The organism is Pseudomonas sp. IT-P100, from assembly GCF_949767185.1.
Classification (GTDB): Bacteria; Pseudomonadota; Gammaproteobacteria; order Pseudomonadales; family Pseudomonadaceae; genus Aquipseudomonas; species Aquipseudomonas fluorescens_B.
Genome location: NZ_CATKQK010000004.1, coordinates 144130 through 160633 on the forward strand (window position 1 = coordinate 144130; position 16504 = coordinate 160633).

Genomic DNA, 16504 nt, shown 5'->3' on the forward strand with positions numbered 1-16504 from the left:
TCACTCCATGCGGTTTAACACACTGCTCAGCGACAAAGCATAGTTAAGGCTCCATCATTCTGCTTTTGTCGTTTTGACCAATTTGTTGCAGTAATGCCTGCTCCAGTTCGAGCATCGCGCCTTCGACGGCCTTCCTGCATTCGGCGACGTTGTCATGATGAAAAACTTCATGGCAGACCCGTTCGAGCGCTTCGCAGCGGTCGATCAAGCGGGTGGCCTGGACAATTCGGGCTGCTCCCTTGATTTTGTGAGCGATATCAAGAAACGACTGCGGGTCATTTGACCGGGATAACGCCTGCAGCGCCTGTCGGTCCAGACGGTTGCTGCTGAGCAGTTCGGTCAACAGTCGCAGGTCCATTGCCGGGTTACCTCCCGTCAACAAGTGCAGCCCTTTCAGGCTGAAAGCGGGAGAGCGATCGGTCGGTTCGATGTCTGCGATCCATTGACTCAACGCGGACAGCGTCAGCGGCTTGAACAGGCAGTCATCCATTCCTGCTTGTTTGCAGCGCTGTCGCTCTTCCGGTTGTGCGTTGGCGGTAAAACCCAGAACGGTGCACGGGGAACGATCGGATTGCTGTTCATGGTCGCGGATGGCGTGAGTGAGTTCATAGCCATTCATGACCGGCATGTTGCAGTCGACGATCACCAGATCGAACAGCCCTGATTTCCACGCTTCGAACCCTGCTTCGCCATCCTCGGCAACGCTGAATCGATGCCCCAGAAACTCCAGCTGTTGGCACATCAACAAGCGATTGGCCGGGTGATCGTCAATCACCAGCACGTTCAAGGGTGCCGTGGACGTGTGGATCGGTGTTTCGGTGGTTTTCGACATCTGCTCGAGTGGCAGGGTGGACAGCAGCAGAGAAACCTGGACCTGCGTGCCGACTCCCGGTTGGCTATCCAATCGCAGGCTGCCGCCCATCATTTCGCACAGGCTCCGACTGATCACCAGACCCAGGCCGGCGCCGCCTCTGCCTGACTGCCCAGTGCCATTGGCCTGGGCGAAGGGTTCGAACAGTCGCCGTTGATCCTGTTCGCTGATCCCGATGCCGCTGTCCTCAACCTGCAACAGCATCCGGACTTGCTCGGGTTCAGGCGTCGCAAGCAATTCGACGGTGATCCTGACCTGGCCCTGTTCCGTGAATTTGATAGCGTTGCTGACCAGGTTCGACAACACCTGTTTGAAACGCATCGGGTCCAGCAGGACATCGATCGCCGGATTGGCCGGGTTGAGTTCCAGCAGCAGTTCAAGGTTTTTCTGACGAGCCAGACCCTCGAAGATCCGCACGACCGACCCCACGATTTCACTTGGATTCACTCTTTCCGGGCTCAGGCTCAGACGCCCGGACTCGATCCGGGCAATGTCGAGAATGTCGCCGATCAGTTCCAGCAGGTCCCTGGCCGAGTTGTAGGCCACGTCAATGGCCGGACGATCTGGATGGTTGCTCTCAATGCGCTTCAGCGTCAGTTCGAGCATGCCGATGACCGCATTCATCGGCGTGCGGATCTCATGGCTCATGGTCGCCAGGAATGTGCTTTTGGCGCGGTTGGCTTCATCGGCGCGCTCCTTCGCGCAGCGCAGCTCCTCGAACAGTTGGCGCCGCTCGATCAATTGATCGTTCAGCGCGCGCTCGGCCGCCTGACGCTGTTTGATCTGGCGACGCATATAAGCATTCCAGGCAGCGGAAAGCAGGAGCAGCACGCCGGCCCCGATCACGATCTGATAGAACAATCGCTGGTAATTGCGCCAGGTGCTTTGCGAGGACGCCGAATAGCCACGCCAGCGGCTGTTGATGATGCCCAGTTCTTCCGGGGCGATGCTCAGGAGTGCCTTGTTGAGGATGGCGTTCAGCTCTTTGGCCTCTCGTCCGGTCGCCAGGGAAAATGCGGCCTGCCGGGTGCCAATGGTGGTCCGGATCTGAAGTGTGTGCTCGAAAAGCCGTGATGAAATGAAGTAGTTGGCGATGACCAGTGAGTTCACCGCACCTTCTGCCTTGCCTTCGGCGAGCAATTCCACCGCGCTGAACGTGTCCGGGGTTTCAATCAACCTGATTCGCGGGAACTCGCGGCGCAGGTAATCCACCAGTGGGCTGCCCTGGGCGATGGTCAGGCGTTTGCCCGCCAGCTGCTCAAGGTTTGCCGGGCTGTCGGCGGCTTTGCGAGTCAGAAGGACAAAGGAGTTTTGCAGATAGGGGCGGGTGAAATTCAGTGCTGTATCACGTTCGGCGCTGGGGAGCAGGGCGGCGATTACATCGGCTTTATTGTCCTTGATCTGTTCGATCATCTCGTCGTCGTTTCGGCTTCGACGGATGTCGAAACGCAGGCCGGTGCGCAATCTGATCAGTTCAAGCAGGTCTGCGGTGACACCGCGAAAATTGCCATTGCTGTCGAAAAACGACAGCGGCGCAAGCGCCTCGTTGACCACCACGCGCACGATCGGATGTTGCGCCAGCCACTGTTCTTCGGGGTCGGTGAGTTGTAACTTCTGGTCGGTAAGAAGAATGTCACTGCCGGCACTCCAGCGCTCGGCGATGTTCTGCCGTTCGCTGGCGGGGATGGCCATGAGCATGGCATTGATGATCCCGAGCAATTCCGGGTTGTGCCTGTGCACGGCAAAGCTGAAACCGTGGGCTTCGTGTTTGCCGAAGTTAGCCATGCGGATGTTGTTCAGGTAACCCTTGTTGATCATGTAATGGGTCGAGATGGTGTCGCCCAGGAAGACATCGGCCTGATCGAATGCCACCGCATTAATCGCATTCTGGTAGGACGGATAGGACGTAATGGTTGCCTTGGGATACAAGGCCCTGACTTCCTCCAGTGGCAAGTAGTGATACACCATGCTCAGCCGCAAGCCGGCGAGGCCTTCGGTCAGGGATCGGGTTTCTCCTTCCCGTGTCACCAGGACCGGCTGGTCCACGGCATAGGGCGTGGAAAGCGCGATATCGGCATTGTGAGCCTCGAACCCATTGGCTGTGCCGAGCAGATCGACCTCGCCTTTTTCAAGTGCCTTGATGGCAGCTCCGCGGGACGCAAAGCGTTGGACCTTGACTGGTAAACCGAGGGTTTTGCCGAGGATGCCAGCGTAATCGGCGGTGAAACCTTCGTAGTCCTTGCCGCTGACGGTCAGGTCGAAAGGAGGATAGTCCGGGGCCGACGTACCCAGGATCAGTTCGCGCTTACTTGTTATCCATTGCCGTTGTGATGGATCCAGTTGGACGTCCAGATGCCGGAGGGTCGATCGACTGAGCAGGGTGAAGTGTTCGCTGGCAATCTGCGAGGCAGGTACTGAAGTGCTCAGGCATAAACCTGCAGCCACTGAAATCAGATAATCCTTAATGCGACGGGGCATCCTGTGTCTCACACTAATGCGTTACGTTTTGCCATCTCGATGAGTTCAACCAGGGATTTGGCTTTGAGTTTCTGCATCAGTCGTTTTTTATAGGTGCTGACAGTCTTGTTGCTTAGAAACATGCCTTTGGCAATTTCCTTGTTGGTACGGCCTTGTGCAAAAAGTTGCAGTACCATCAATTCTCTATCATTGACTGACTTGAACAGTTCCAGCTCGGCGCAACGCACGTCATCACCACGGACAGGATTCAAGGCCTCACTGGGGAAGTAGTTGTAACCTGACAATACCGCTTTTATGGCGCTGACCAGTTCACTCAGATCCTCCTGTTTGCAGACATAACCTGATGCGCCGGATTGCATGCAGCGAATACCGAACAGTGTCGGGCACTGCGCAGTCAATACCAGTGTTTTCAGCGGTGTACTCATTGCGTTGAAACGCGCGAGAACTTCAAGGCCATCCAGTTTTGGAATGCTTATATCGAGAATGACCAGGTCTGGCATGCATTCACGCACCATCTGCATGGCATCGACCCCATTATCGGATTCGCCGACAACTTTGTAACCTTCGTGCTCCAGTAACATTCGGACGGCAAGGCGGATAACAGGGTGATCGTCGACAATAAAAACGGAGTTCATAATCAAATCCCATGCGAGCTCAGATAAAGCGCGCACCTTAGCTCAGATAGTTGATGGGACGCATGAACTGACGGACCTCAAGCAGCAATATAGGAATAGTCCTACAAACGAACAGGAAAGGGGCTACGAATCAACTAGGTTTCGCATGAGGACGGGCAGAGTTGTTGGGGGCGGTATTTCAAGGTTTTTAAGCGTAAGTTACAAGTAGTGCCTGGCTGGATCGTGTCGAAATTCATTTTTTATAATTGAATTGAACTCAACAGGTTTCTGAATTCGAATTGTTTCAATGGTTTTATCAAGTAGCCAAGTAGAGGCAGTCCGTGTGCATTTGCGGTTTTTTCAAGTCCATCAAGTTCTGTGCGCGTCAGGCTGCTTAATAGTATTGCCTGTTTTATCATCCCGCGATGACTGGCGAATTTGACCAGATCCAGCCCGGGAAGATCGGGTAAACATTGGTCGCATAACAGGATGTCAAATGGTCGCACCGCCGCCAGCATTTGCTGCAAGGCATCTTGGGCACTGTCGGAGGTCGTCAGTTGGGTGAAACCATAACTTTCAAGCAGGTACTGAGTCGCCCTTAGTTGGAAGGGATGATCTTCCACCAACAGGATGCGCAATTCGTCTTCGAACTTGGGATTACTCACGCTTTCTCTCTCATACAGAGGGGCCTTTCATTATTTCGCGAGAAGGGCGAGCAATCGATCAGTTTGCTCGGTGTGAGGTGTAGGGGAATTCGGCGAATGCTGAACGCACTTGGGCTTTCAGTGGCTGATCAGCCATTCCTGATGGCGTAATGGCTGATCAGACGGGTTTCGTCAGTGGCTCGAACGGCCAGTCATCTCCAGCGCCATGTCGCTGGCATAGCTGTCGGTCATGCCGGCGATGAAATCAATCATGCGCAGGAACGAAGTGTGTAGCGGGCCGTGAGGGTCGGGCGCATTGTTGCCCAGCAGATCAAGGATGCGACGGCTCTTGAAGGACGGTGTCCGACCGTTGTGCTGTTCCAGCGCTGCGCCGCAGAACGCGTTCAGCAGGATTTCCAGCGTGGTATAGGCGCCGATCTCGTGCAGGGTCTTGCGCTTGTCCTGGAAGATCTTTTTGCGTGCCATGTCTTTGGCATTCAATACGCAGCGTTTGGCGGGACCGTGCATGTGTTCCACCAGATCGCCAGGCAGCGTGCCGGCCAGCAACGCGTCCTGTTGCTCGACAAAGGCGCGGGCCGCGGCGTTGGTCAGATGCTCGATGGCTTTGCCCCGCAGGATTGCCAGTTTGCGCCGACGTGAATCCCGCGGGCCGAGCTGACGATAGGTCTCCGGCAAATCGTCGCCCACCAGGTCCAGCAACAGGGACTCGACTTCGGCGTACTCCAGCAGCTCCATTTCCAGGCCATCTTCGAGGTCGATCAGCGCATAGCAGATGTCATCCGCGGCCTCCATCAAATACACCAGGGGATGGCGTGCCCAGCGTTGTTCTTCAAGTTGCGGCAGGCCGAGTTTATGAGCGATCTGCTCCAGCAGCGGGAGTTCGCTCTGATAACAGCCGAACTTGTGTTTCTTGTAACCCAGTGAGTCGGCGTGCTTGGCCGTCCATGGATATTTCAGGTAGGTGCCCAGCGTCGCGTAGGTCAGCCGGGTGCCGCCATCGAACTGGTGATATTCGAGCTGGGTGAGCACCCGGAAGCCCTGGGCATTGCCTTCGAAGTTGAGGAAGTCATTACGTTCGACTTCGCTCATTGCCTCCAGCCATCCACGGCCGGCGGCTTGCTGGAACCAGTGACGGATCGCGTCTTCACCGGAGTGACCGAAGGGTGGATTGCCAATGTCGTGAGCCAGGCAAGCCGATTGCACCACCATGCCCAGGTCGCTGGGTTCGCACCAGTCAGGCAGCGCGCTGCGGATGGTTTCGCCGACGCGCATACCCAGCGAACGGCCAACGCAGCTGACCTCCAGTGAGTGGGTCAGGCGCGTGTGGATATGATCGTTGCTCGTGACGGGATGGACTTGGGTCTTGCGCCCGAGGCGGCGAAAGGCGCCTGAGAAAATGATGCGGTCGTGGTCTTTGTGGAAAGGGCTGCGGCCGAGTTCTTCCGGGCTGTGCAGAGGCTTTCCGAGGCGTTCGCGGGTGAGCAGGGTTTGCCAATCCAAGGCTGGTTCTCTCCGTCAGGTGACTGAGCGCCTAGCTTCCCGTTTCACACCGACACCTGCAAGCGGAACTACAGCCCGGCGGCATCGATATCGATGAGCAGCAGTCGCTCGCCGTTGTTGAAAAACTGTCCGGCCGTGAGGCAGTACTGGTTGCTGGTGGCGTCACGGTAGGTGTTGGAAAGCGTCAGCCGGCGCTCATCCCAACCCTCTGCCAACAAATGATAGAAGTACGGACGCCATGACCAGTTGTGTCCCAGGTAGCGATCGTCGGCTACCCAGCCATTGTTGCGCCATTCAAGGTTTGGCGTCAGTTGCGTGCCGTGACGGTCGCATTGATAGAAGCGCAGCAGCCAGGGAAAGGCGTCCAGCTGTGGCAGGGCACTGAGCGGCGCGCATGCCTGGGCCCACGTTTGCAGAATCGCCATCAGCTCGCAGAGTTGCTGACGCATGATCATCAGTCGGCCGCGCTCAGCGAGTTTTTGTTGGACATAGCGCTGACGCAATTGGGCAAAGCGCTCCACAAAAGCATCGGTGGCAAAGAAGTCGGCTTGCGCGCGAGCGAACAGGAAACCCTGCACGTAGCGTGAACCACACTCCAGGGCAAAATTCAGCTGCGCTTCGGTTTCAACGCCTTCGGCAATGATCCAGCACCCGGTTTTTTCCGCCATTTGCGCAAGGGCCTTGACCACATCACTGCTGGGTCCGCCCAACGCAGCGGCCTGGAACAACCGCATATCCAGCTTTAGGATGTCCGGTTGCAGAGCGAGCACACGATCGAGTTGTGAGTAACCGGCACCGAAATCATCGATGGCGATCCGCGCACCGACTTGCCGATATCGCGCAACCACGTCTGCCAGGCGCTGGATGTCGCCGCCCAGTTCGGTGATTTCGAAAACGATGCGCTGTGGGTCGACGCCATGCCGGTTCAATTGCTTGAGGCTGGGCAGCGCCTGGTCCGCGCGCAAACGACTGATCCAGCGAGGCGACATGTTCAGACTGAGGAACCAGTCGGCGGGCGCTTCGTGCAAACGGCTCAGGGCGTTATCACGAATCTGGCGATCCAGGCGGCGGAGTGCGATGGCCGGAGTGCGCGGGTCGGCAAACAGCGGCCCCACGGAGGCCAGTTGACCGTCGGTCTGTCGCAGTCGACCCAATGCCTCTACGCCGGCGATACGGCCGGTGGCGGTATCGATGAACGGTTGAAAGCAGGCAAGCGGTTGCCCGTCGATCACGAGGCCTCCTTAGTAGGTCTTGTTTTTGGATGACACCCGATGGCTGGGTAGGCACGCAGGTCTGAACCTCTCGATAAAGAGGCTCATCCCGGTGATGTTGCAAGAATGCAGCCAGATAGTGGCCTAGTGTTTAGGCGCAGAGCCTTGCATGACCAACTTGATCAAAGGCCCCAGCGTAGTGCCCAGGCGTACCAGCCGAGTCAGGCTGCTCACGCCGCCGCTCCTGGTGCCCTTGCCGGTCAAAAAACCCAACAGGGTCACGGCCGCCACGCCCCAGAGCGGGGCATGCTTGATGCCGAAACCGTCATGCAGGTTTTGCGTCAATCCGCGCACCCGCTGCAAGGGTTGCAGCAGTTGCGCGGATTCGTGGCGAATTTCCTGGCGATGCATTTCCATACGCAGGCGAATCAGCGCCTTGCGCATTTCCGTGCGCGAGCTGTTGTGAGGCAGTTCAGGCAGGTTCATGGCAGCAGGCGCTCCCTATCATTGGCCAATTCTTCCAGGGTGCCGTGGAAGGGTGAGGATTCATCAAAAATCGCCGCCCTCAGACGCATCCCGCAGAAGATGCACGCAAGGGTGTAGAACACGCAGAGCCCGATGATGGCAGGCAGGCGATAAGTGTCCCAGAACAGGATCAGCACCAGCGTCGATAACCCCACCAGCAACAGCAAGGCAAACACCAGCGCCAGGCCTGCGAACAGCAACAGGCTGACGGTGCGGGCTTTTTGTTCCTGCAATTCGATGCCGAACAATTCGACATGGCTGTGCAGCAATCCAAGGAATGCGGCACCCAGGCGCCGCGGTGAAGAGCTTGGGCCCGTCGCGGACGAGCCGGATTCGCCGATCGTCATAATCAGCGCCGGGTTGCCAGCAGGCCGATCAGGAAGCCCACACCGGCCGCGATCCCGACCGATTGCCATGGGTTGGCCTGAACATAGTCTTCGGTGGCGGTAACGGCGGCTTTACTGCGTTCGCGCAGGGAGTCTTCGGTCAGTTTCAAGGTTTCGCGTGCACGCAGCAGACTGTCGTGGATTTGCTCGCGCAGCTCGTCAGCCTGATCGCCAGCCAATGTCGCGGTATGTTCCAGCAACCGTTCAGTGTCGCTGACCAGTGTCTGAAAGTCGTTCATCAGGATTTCTTGAGCAGTCTTTGCCTTGATGCTGGCCATTGGTGATCTCCGTAAGTGGCTTCTGTTGCGTTCGAGTATGAGCCTTGGGTGAAGGTTCAGTGCAAATCACTGGTACAACTTTTGCTGTGTCGTGGTGCGCCGGCCCGTGTGACTGCGCTGTTGCCGGGCAGGAATCGAGCAAAACCTTATCTCAAATAATGAAAACCCGCGCAAAGCTTCCCGCCTTATGCGCCAAAGCGGCACATCAGGATCAATGTGTAGATCCTGGAAGGTTGCAATTTGGTGCATGAATTGTCTGCGCGAACTGCTTTGGTGCTTTTTTAGCCTTCAGGTCTGCCAACATCATGGAAAATCTGCAAAGCGCTGTGGACAGTCTGGTCCATAGCTCCAACACGTTGTTCATCCTGATTGGTGCTGTCATGGTTTTGGCCATGCATGCCGGTTTTGCCTTTCTCGAAGTCGGTACGGTTCGACAGAAGAACCAGGTCAACGCGTTGTCGAAGATCCTCAGCGACTTCGCCATTTCGACCCTGGCCTACTTCTTTATAGGCTATTGGATTTCCTATGGGGTGACCTTTCTGCAACCGGCGGCAGTGATCAATGCCGATCATGGTTATGGCCTGGTGAAGTTTTTCTTTCTGCTGACGTTCGCGGCAGCGATACCTGCGATCATTTCCGGCGGCATCGCCGAGCGCGCGCGGTTCGTACCACAGTTGTGTGCGACGGCGCTGATCGTGGCGTTCATCTATCCGTTTTTCGAAGGCATGATCTGGAACGGTAACTTTGGCCTGCAAGCCTGGTTGCTGGAACGCTTTGGCGCAGGTTTCCACGATTTCGCCGGCTCGGTGGTGGTTCACGCCATGGGCGGCTGGCTGGCGCTGGCGGCGGTGTTGTTGCTCGGGCCAAGACAAGGTCGCTATCGCGACGGAAAGCTGGTGGCGTTTGCACCCTCGAGCATCCCGTTCCTGGCGTTGGGGTCGTGGATCCTGATCGTTGGCTGGTTCGGTTTCAACGTGATGAGTGCGCAAACCTTGCAAGGGGTCAGCGGGCTGGTGGCGGTGAACTCGCTGATGGCCATGGTCGGCGGCACCGTGGCGGCGCTGATTGTCGGGCGCAATGACCCGGGCTTTCTGCATAACGGCCCGCTGGCCGGGCTGGTGGCAATCTGCGCCGGTTCCGATCTGATGCATCCGGTAGGGGCGCTGGCCACAGGCGCCATCGCCGGGGCGCTGTTTGTCTGGTGCTTTACTGCTGCCCAAGGCAAATGGCACATCGATGACGTATTGGGGGTCTGGCCGTTGCATGGCCTGTGCGGGGTCTGGGGTGGAGTCGCTTGCGGTATCTTTGGCCAAAGTGCATTGGGTGGTCTGGGCGGTGTGAGCCTGATCAGCCAGTTGATCGGAACCACGCTGGGCGTGGTCGTGGCGCTGGCCGGTGGCTTCGCGGTGTATGGTGTGATCAAGGCGCTTCATGGCCTGCGTCTGAGCCAGGAAGAAGAGTATTACGGCGCAGACCTGTCGGTGCACAAGATCGGCGCCGTGAGCCAGGATTGAGTCAGTTCTCTTCATCGTTGGCGCCGGGATACAAACCGTGCAACAGGCGATAGCGGTCATGTCGTATCTGGTCGGCCCGCTCCTGGACCTGATGCGCGGGTAAACCCAGCATGATCAACGCGTGGGAGGCTAGCATCAGGCTCGACTCCAGTAATTCGGGTACGACTTCGCTGGCGCCGGCAGCTTTCAACTCGGCCAGTTGGCTGTCGTCGCGAGTACGTACCAGGATGGGAACGGTCGAGTTTAATCGGCGCGCCTCCTTGAGAATCAGCAACGCGATATCGGCCTGGTCCACGGCTATCACCAGCAGCCTCGCGCGGGCCAGCCCTACCGCCAGTAGCAGTTCACCGCGCCGTGAGTCGCCATAGTGCACACAGGTTTCACCCACGGCGGCTTCCTGGACACGCACCGGATCGGTGTCCAGCGCGATATAGGGCTGCATCGCGTTACGCAGCGCTCGCCCGATGGACTGGCCTACGCGACCGTAGCCACAGATCACCACATGGCTGTGCAATCCGGCGTTAAGCGTGCTTATTTCCTCGAGTTTGGCTTCTTCGTTGGGCTTGCGGTGCAGGCGTGTGGCGATGTGAGGCGCCGCGCGCAGCAACAGTGGCGTTAGCAGCATCGAGCAGAAGGTCGCGGCCAGCAACAGCCCGCCGAGGTCGGCGGGCATCATCTTGTTCTGTTGCATCTGAGCCATCAATGCGAAGCAGAACTCGCCACCCTGGGCCAGTGCCAGACCGCTGCGCCAGGCCGTTTCAACATCGTTTCCGCGCCATTTGACCAGCAAGGCGACCACGCAACCCTTGATCAGCAGCAACCCCAGGGTCAGCCCGAGGATCAGCAAGCCGTGGCTGAGGAACAACTGCAAATCGATGAGCATGCCAATGCTGACGAAGAACACCCCGAGCAGAATGTCGCGGAACGGCCGGATATCGGCTTCGATCTGATGGCGGTAGTGGCTTTCTCCGAGCAACATTCCGGCGAGAAAGGCGCCCAGGGCAGGGGAGAGCCCGAGCAAGTGAGTGAGCCAGGCCGTGAGCAGAACAATCACCAGTGCCAACAGTACAAACAGTTCCGCGGAACGGGCGGCCGCCACTTCATGAAACAGCCGTGGCAACAACCAGCGACTGGCCATCAGCAGGCCGACGAAGAGCAAAACGGTCTTGCCGAGCGTCACAGGTAACGCCCAGTACCAGGCCTGATCGCTGTTGCCGGCGAACACCGGCACGAGAGTCAGCAGCAACACTGCCACGATGTCCTGGAACAGCAATACGGCGATGGCATTTTGTCCGTGGCTGCTGAAAATCTCGCCCAGACTGCCCAGTTCCTTGCTGACAATGGCCGTGGAAGACAGCGACAGGCCGGCTCCGAGCAGCATCGCAGGTGTCGCCGACATGCCGAACAGCATCAGCAACCCCCCCAGCAGTACCGCAGTTATCAGTACTTGCTGGCTGCCGAGCCTGAACACGACTTTGCGCAAGGCGAGCATTTTCGACAGGGAAAATTCCAGCCCGAGGGAGAACAGCAGGAACACCACCCCGAGCTCGGCGAGGTCGGGCAGGTCTTCGCTTTCATTGACCCAGTTGAACGCCGTCGGGCCGATCATCAGCCCCACGCACAGGTAACCCAGCACCGGTGGCAGGCGCAGGCGCTGGAACAGTGCAATCACCACCAGGGAGGAGGCGAGAATGATCAGAAGGTTGGCGAACACGAAAACTCCAATGACAAGCGCTGGCTACTCAAGCGTAGAGGCAAAAAAGCGGCAAGGGTCGCGTAAATGACATCCAGTCCGAATGATTTGAGTCAGGAGTTTGCCGAAATTCTTTGAATTCAACCTTCTCCGGTCGCGTTGGGCAGTGACTCGACTGCTTTTGATCGCAGGCCTAGAATGTACGTCTACTTTGCCGGGTCCTGTGCTCATGCCTCCTGAATGTCAGCTTTTCGGCACCATTGGGTGCCATCTTTGTGAAGTGGCCGAAGCCATGCTGATGGCATTTGTCGAGCACGGTCTGCTGGTTGAACTGGTGGATATTGCTGAGGACGAATCATGGTTCGAAGCCTACAGTTTGCGCATTCCGGTGCTGCGACGTTGCGATAACGGCGCCGAACTTGCCTGGCCCTTTGATTCCGAGCAGGTTGTGGCATTCCTGCGCTGAGCTGGACACCTTTTGCGAGCCCCATCCGTCGCGGTCTTCGTTCCGGTCATTGGCGAAATTCAGGTTATTCGGTTACTGTATGTTCATACAGTTGCTCGGATTGCCTGTCATGTCTGCCCTGTTGGGGATTGGGCAGGTGATCCCGGAAGTCAGAGGGAAGAATCGTGGTCAATGTCGAACAATTGAAGAACAGCGTGAACCGGATGTCGGTGGACGTGGTGCGTGAAGCCGTCCTCGAGTTGCAACTGGATGGTCTGGTCACGGAAGGGAAAACTCCGTTCAACAAGCTGCATTTCAATACCTGTTTCGCCGAAATCGAGGCACTTTTCCAGCGTGCGGGTTATCACCGCCAACTGGATGTCGTGGGCTATCAGGGGTTGTTGTACGCACTTTATGATCCGGGGCGCTGGGAAGCGGTCGATGTGTTGCGCTGGCTCAAGGAGTTCACTGAAGCGGCGGCACGCTCGCAGTCGATTCCGGCCTGAGGATTCTCTTCTAGGTTCGTTCCGGCCACTGCTGGATAATGCCGCCCTGTATCGAGAGTCAGAGCGTTCGTATGTCCACTTCATCTTTTTCTGCTGCACACAACCAGGCCAGCACACTCTACTTGCCGCCTGGGCCGTGGCAGACCGTGCTCGATTGCCTGAGTGAACACTTCAGCGCCATCGGTCGTGAACAATGGCTGGACAGAATTGCTCGTGGCCGCGTCCTTGACGGGGATGGCGCGCCAATCGCCGCCGATCTTGCCTACAAGGAAGGTCTGCGAATTCACTATTTTCGGGAAGTACCGGACGAAAAGCCGATCCCTGTGATCGAGTCGATCCTGTATGCCGACGAGCATCTGGTGGTGGCAGACAAGCCACATTTTTTGCCGGTGACGCCGGCGGGCGAATACGTCGAGCAGACGCTACTACGGAGGCTGATTCGCCGACTCGATAACCCGCACCTCGTGCCTTTGCATCGGATTGACCGGCATACGGCAGGGCTGGTGCTGTTTTCAGCCAATCCTCAGAGCCGTTCCGCCTACCAGTCGTTGTTTCCCACGCGGCAAATCGAAAAACGTTATGAAGCCATTGCCAGGGCATTGCCCGAACGGGCCTTCCCCCTGGTCCACAAGAGTCGGCTCATCGATGGCGAGCCTTTCTTCCGCATGCAGGAAGGACCGGGCGTCAGCAACACCGAGACGGCTGTCGAAGTCAGGGAGAAGAACGGTGATCTCTGGCGCTACGGGCTTTACCCGGTGACGGGCAAGAAGCACCAGCTGCGGGTACACATGACGGCACTGGGCGCCAGCATCTGCAATGACCCGTTCTATCCGCACGTGCTCAAGGATGTCGTAGACGACTATGCCAACCCGTTGAAGCTTCTGGCACAGGGATTGCGGTTTGTGGACCCGGTTACCGGTGAGCGAAGAGACTTTGAAAGTGCCATCACCCTGCAATGGTGATAGCCGTTTTTCAGCCACGAAAAAGCCCGCTTAAAGCGGGCTTTTCTGTATCCGGTATCGCCGCAAGAATTACAACTCTTTAACGGTACGAACCTGATCCTTGTTCACGCGGGTTTGCTTGCCGTCCAACTGTTCGAACTCGTAGAAACCTGCTTCGTCGTCATACTTTGGCGTGTCGACGGCCTGGATTTCGCGACCGTCATTCAAGGTGATCACAGTAGGCGATGCGCAACCGGCAAGGGTCGCGAGGCCCAAGGCGAGCATGAAAGTGGCGAGGGTCCGTTGTGTCATGAGTGTGTCTCCGAATAGGAATTCTTTTAGTTACTGAGCGTGAGACGTATACAACGCGTGCAAGTTCCTTGGCTAGTGTCAATCTGACACGTTGTTGTGAGCGCTCAGCAACTCCGGGGTATTAAGGTTGGCCAGGCGAGGATCGTTTTCAGGGCATTGCAGAGCAATCGCGCCCAGTTTTCGCATCAGGCGGCCCGGGCTGCGTTCGCCTTCCTGCCAGGCCTTTTCGAATGCTTCGCCCAGGGCTACGGGGATGATGCACAGCAAGGGTTCCCAGTGCTCTCCATGACGCAACATCAGGGGGGTGTCCGGATGCTGGCTGGCCGCTTCGCGCATGCTGTGGAGCAGGGCGGCATCGATGCGTGGTACATCGCACGGCAAAACCATCAGAGATTCATGGCGGGCGGCCTTCAGGCCTGCACGAATACCGGCCAAGGGCCCGGGAAAGTCACCTTCGTCATCATGGACCAACTGGTCGGCGTAGGGCGCGTACTTTTCCAGGTTCCTGTTGCAGGAGATGATCAGGTCGTCACTCAGCGAGCGGGTTATGCGATGAAGATGCGCAATCAGCGGCTCACCGTGCCACTCGATCAAGCCCTTGTCCTGACCGCCCATACGTTGGCCGCGACCACCTGCGAGGAGCAAAATGGAGCAGGATGGCAACTGTGTATTCAAGGTCATGGCAGGGCTCCATGGGGGCAGTAAAAAAAGAGAGCGCTGTGATATAACACCGGGCTGTTTCTCCTACAACTGGACGAGCCTATGAAAGCCAAGGCTGATGTACCTTTCGCGCCGCTCAACATTGCGGTGCTGACGGTCAGCGACACCCGTACCCTGGAAACCGACACGTCAGGCCAGGTCTTTGTTGACCGCTTGAGCGCTGCCGGCCATAACCTGGCCTTCCGGGTTTTGCTCAAAGATGATCTCTACAAAATTCGCGCGCAAGTTGCCAACTGGATTGCCGACGATGTCGTGCAGGTCGTGTTGATCACCGGCGGCACTGGCTTCACGGGGCGAGACAGCACCCCCGAAGCGGTCAGCTGCCTGCTCGACAAGCAGGTCGACGGCTTTGGTGAGCTGTTCCGCCAGATATCGGTGGCGGATATTGGCACCTCCACTGTGCAATCCCGTGCCCTGGCCGGTCTCGCCAACGGCACGTTGGTGTGCTGCTTGCCGGGCTCGACCAACGCCGTGCGCACCGGCTGGGATGGCATTCTTGCCGAACAACTGGACTCCCGGCACCGCCCGTGCAATTTCGTTGCTCATCTGAAACAGGCGGCACCCTGTGAATCCCGCGGGTAAGCCAGGCAAGACAGGCAGCCTGATGGCTGTCGAGGTGGCGCTGGCGCGCTTGCTGGAAATGGCCGAAGCCACGCCGATTGCCGCGCGTGAACGCTTGCCGTTGGCGCAGGTTCAAGGTCGTGTGTTGGCCGCTGACCTAGTCTCGACACTTGATCTGCCGCCGTGGCCCAACAGTGCGATGGACGGATACGCCTTGCGCATGGCCGACTGGACGGGAGAGCCGTTGTCCGTCAGCCAGAAGATTTTTGCAGGTAACGCTCCGGAACCATTGAAGCCCGGCACCTGCGCACGAATTTTCACCGGTGCGCCTGTTCCTGCGGGTGCAGACTGCGTCGAGATGCAGGAAAACGCCGAGGTACTGGCGGATGAGCGAGTACGTTTCCTCGAGGTCCTCACGTCAGGACAAAACATCCGCCCCAAAGGCCAGGAAACCACCGTCGGTGAGTTGATTCTGGCTGCGGGCACACGCCTTGGCCCGATCGAGCAGGGGCTCGCTGCATCACTGGGATGCGCCGAGCTGGATGTGATTCGCAAGGTCCGCGTTGCGGTACTCTCCACCGGCGATGAACTGATTGAACCGGGTCAGGCGCTTGGGCCGGGCCAGATCTACAACAGCAACCGAGTGTTGCTCTGCAGCTGGTTGCAGCGCTTGGGCTGTGAAGTGATCGACGCCGGAATTCTTGCGGATAACCTTGAGACGACGCGTGCTCGCCTTGGCGAGTTGAAGGATGTCGACCTGATACTGTCGACCGGTGGCGTATCGGTAGGTGAAGCCGATTTTCTGGGCATTGCCCTGCGGGAAGAGGGCGAGCTCACGTTGTGGAAGCTCGCAATCAAACCGGGCAAGCCACTGACGTTCGGGCATTTTCGTGGGGTTCCGGTGATCGGGCTACCCGGTAACCCGGCGTCGACTCTGGTGACCTTCGCCCTGTTGGCGAGGCCCTATCTCTTGCGCCGTCAGGGTGTAAAAGACGTTGACCCCTTGAAGGTGCAGGTGCCTGCAGGATTTGTATGGCCCAAGGCAGGCAATCGACGCGAGTATTTGCGAGGACGTCTGGAGAACGGCCGGGCAATCATTTACAAGAATCAGAGTTCGGGTGTGTTGCGCAGCGCAGCGTGGGCCGATGGTCTGGTCGAAGTGCGAGAAGATCGCACATTGGTGGAAGGTGACAGCGTAGGCTTCATTCCGCTGAGCGAAGTCCTGGGCTGATACCTGCCGCATCTGTCATACAAACCCGGTTCATCGAACCGGGTTTTGCGTTC

At 57.8% G+C, this 16504-nt stretch carries 17 protein-coding genes; 6 read left to right on the forward strand and 11 right to left on the reverse strand.

The genetic code is table 11. From position 1 onward, the window contains the following. Positions 1-43: 43 nt before the first annotated feature. The 8 genes from ACM6IQ_RS03680 to ACM6IQ_RS03715 form a co-directional block, all read right to left on the reverse strand. Positions 44-3349: a transporter substrate-binding domain-containing protein gene (locus ACM6IQ_RS03680; protein WP_414878085.1), complete on the reverse strand. Its 3306-nt coding sequence runs from the start codon at positions 3347-3349 to the stop codon at positions 44-46. Positions 3350-3357: 8 nt separating this feature from the next. Further along, entirely contained in the window at positions 3358-3984 is a 627-nt protein-coding gene (locus ACM6IQ_RS03685; RefSeq protein ID WP_414878086.1) for a response regulator, read from the reverse strand. A gap of 239 nt (positions 3985-4223) precedes the next feature. Beyond that, the gene (locus tag ACM6IQ_RS03690) at positions 4224-4628 is read right to left on the reverse strand and encodes a response regulator (RefSeq protein WP_414878087.1); all 405 of its coding nucleotides are present in this window, start codon (positions 4626-4628) and stop codon (positions 4224-4226) included. Between the two features lie 171 nt (positions 4629-4799). Then, complete coding sequence (locus ACM6IQ_RS03695; protein ID WP_017340004.1) at positions 4800-6128, reverse strand: deoxyguanosinetriphosphate triphosphohydrolase; 1329 nt, start codon at positions 6126-6128, stop codon at positions 4800-4802. A gap of 68 nt (positions 6129-6196) precedes the next feature. Continuing rightward, complete coding sequence (locus ACM6IQ_RS03700) at positions 6197-7360, reverse strand: EAL domain-containing protein (protein WP_017340003.1); 1164 nt, start codon at positions 7358-7360, stop codon at positions 6197-6199. A gap of 123 nt (positions 7361-7483) precedes the next feature. After that, positions 7484-7825, reverse strand: a complete 342-nt coding sequence (locus ACM6IQ_RS03705; protein WP_414878088.1) for a hypothetical protein — start codon at positions 7823-7825, stop codon at positions 7484-7486. Further along, complete coding sequence (locus ACM6IQ_RS03710; RefSeq protein ID WP_017340001.1) at positions 7822-8211, reverse strand: phage holin family protein; 390 nt, start codon at positions 8209-8211, stop codon at positions 7822-7824. Before ACM6IQ_RS03710 ends, ACM6IQ_RS03705 begins: the two co-directional genes overlap by 4 nt. Before the next feature lie 2 nt (positions 8212-8213). Next, the gene (locus tag ACM6IQ_RS03715) at positions 8214-8528 is read right to left on the reverse strand and encodes a DUF883 family protein (protein WP_017340000.1); all 315 of its coding nucleotides are present in this window, start codon (positions 8526-8528) and stop codon (positions 8214-8216) included. A 305-nt stretch (positions 8529-8833) separates the two neighbouring features. Between ACM6IQ_RS03715 and ACM6IQ_RS03720 the strand changes: the two genes are divergently transcribed. Then, complete coding sequence (locus ACM6IQ_RS03720) at positions 8834-10042, forward strand: ammonium transporter (protein WP_017339999.1); 1209 nt, start codon at positions 8834-8836, stop codon at positions 10040-10042. Between the two features lies 1 nt (position 10043). Here ACM6IQ_RS03720 and ACM6IQ_RS03725 read toward each other — a convergent pair whose 3' ends face one another. Continuing rightward, on the reverse strand, positions 10044-11756 hold the full coding sequence (locus ACM6IQ_RS03725; protein ID WP_414878089.1) for a cation:proton antiporter: 1713 nt from the start codon (positions 11754-11756) through the stop codon (positions 10044-10046). Between the two features lie 208 nt (positions 11757-11964). Between ACM6IQ_RS03725 and ACM6IQ_RS03730 the strand changes: the two genes are divergently transcribed. From ACM6IQ_RS03730 to ACM6IQ_RS03740, 3 genes are all read left to right on the forward strand, one after another. Then, positions 11965-12201 carry a glutaredoxin family protein gene (locus tag ACM6IQ_RS03730; protein WP_017339997.1) on the forward strand — a complete coding sequence of 79 codons (237 nt, stop codon included), beginning with the start codon at positions 11965-11967 and terminating at the stop codon, positions 12199-12201. A gap of 164 nt (positions 12202-12365) precedes the next feature. Continuing rightward, a complete protein-coding gene (locus tag ACM6IQ_RS03735) occupies positions 12366-12686 on the forward strand; it encodes a transcriptional regulator (protein WP_017339996.1) in 321 nt (106 codons plus the stop codon). 71 nt (positions 12687-12757) lie between these two features. Continuing rightward, on the forward strand, positions 12758-13648 hold the full coding sequence (locus ACM6IQ_RS03740) for a pseudouridine synthase (RefSeq protein WP_414878090.1): 891 nt from the start codon (positions 12758-12760) through the stop codon (positions 13646-13648). Positions 13649-13717: 69 nt separating this feature from the next. On the opposite strand, the gene ACM6IQ_RS03745 is transcribed toward ACM6IQ_RS03740, so the two are convergent. Both ACM6IQ_RS03745 and mobA read right to left on the reverse strand, forming a co-directional pair. Beyond that, positions 13718-13939: a YgdI/YgdR family lipoprotein gene (locus tag ACM6IQ_RS03745; protein ID WP_017339994.1), complete on the reverse strand. Its 222-nt coding sequence runs from the start codon at positions 13937-13939 to the stop codon at positions 13718-13720. A gap of 78 nt (positions 13940-14017) precedes the next feature. Continuing rightward, positions 14018-14620 (reverse strand): molybdenum cofactor guanylyltransferase MobA, encoded by a 603-nt coding sequence (gene mobA / locus ACM6IQ_RS03750; RefSeq protein ID WP_414878091.1) that lies wholly within the window; start codon positions 14618-14620, stop codon positions 14018-14020. Between the two features lie 81 nt (positions 14621-14701). Here mobA and moaB point away from each other — a divergent pair, with 81 nt between their 5' ends. Next, positions 14702-15241: a molybdenum cofactor biosynthesis protein B gene (gene moaB, locus ACM6IQ_RS03755; RefSeq protein ID WP_017339992.1), complete on the forward strand. Its 540-nt coding sequence runs from the start codon at positions 14702-14704 to the stop codon at positions 15239-15241. Continuing rightward, positions 15225-16451, forward strand: a complete 1227-nt coding sequence (gene glp / locus ACM6IQ_RS03760) for a gephyrin-like molybdotransferase Glp (protein WP_017339991.1) — start codon at positions 15225-15227, stop codon at positions 16449-16451. Before moaB ends, glp begins: the two co-directional genes overlap by 17 nt. Positions 16452-16504 lie beyond the last annotated feature (53 nt).

What these genes read in the sequence shown, in the direction of transcription:
- ACM6IQ_RS03680 (WP_414878085.1), bottom strand. Translation starts at nt 3,349, where the DNA reads ATGCCCCGTCGCATTAAGGATTATCTGATTTCAGTGGCTGCAGGTTTA.
- ACM6IQ_RS03685 (WP_414878086.1), bottom strand. Translation starts at nt 3,984, where the DNA reads ATGAACTCCGTTTTTATTGTCGACGATCACCCTGTTATCCGCCTTGCC.
- ACM6IQ_RS03705 (WP_414878088.1), bottom strand. Translation starts at nt 7,825, where the DNA reads ATGAACCTGCCTGAACTGCCTCACAACAGCTCGCGCACGGAAATGCGC.
- ACM6IQ_RS03710 (WP_017340001.1), bottom strand. Translation starts at nt 8,211, where the DNA reads ATGACGATCGGCGAATCCGGCTCGTCCGCGACGGGCCCAAGCTCTTCA.
- ACM6IQ_RS03715 (WP_017340000.1), bottom strand. Translation starts at nt 8,528, where the DNA reads ATGGCCAGCATCAAGGCAAAGACTGCTCAAGAAATCCTGATGAACGAC.
- ACM6IQ_RS03720 (WP_017339999.1), top strand. Translation starts at nt 8,834, where the DNA reads ATGGAAAATCTGCAAAGCGCTGTGGACAGTCTGGTCCATAGCTCCAAC.
- ACM6IQ_RS03730 (WP_017339997.1), top strand. Translation starts at nt 11,965, where the DNA reads ATGCCTCCTGAATGTCAGCTTTTCGGCACCATTGGGTGCCATCTTTGT.
- ACM6IQ_RS03740 (WP_414878090.1), top strand. Translation starts at nt 12,758, where the DNA reads ATGTCCACTTCATCTTTTTCTGCTGCACACAACCAGGCCAGCACACTC.
- ACM6IQ_RS03745 (WP_017339994.1), bottom strand. Translation starts at nt 13,939, where the DNA reads ATGACACAACGGACCCTCGCCACTTTCATGCTCGCCTTGGGCCTCGCG.
- mobA (WP_414878091.1), bottom strand. Translation starts at nt 14,620, where the DNA reads ATGACCTTGAATACACAGTTGCCATCCTGCTCCATTTTGCTCCTCGCA.
- moaB (WP_017339992.1), top strand. Translation starts at nt 14,702, where the DNA reads ATGAAAGCCAAGGCTGATGTACCTTTCGCGCCGCTCAACATTGCGGTG.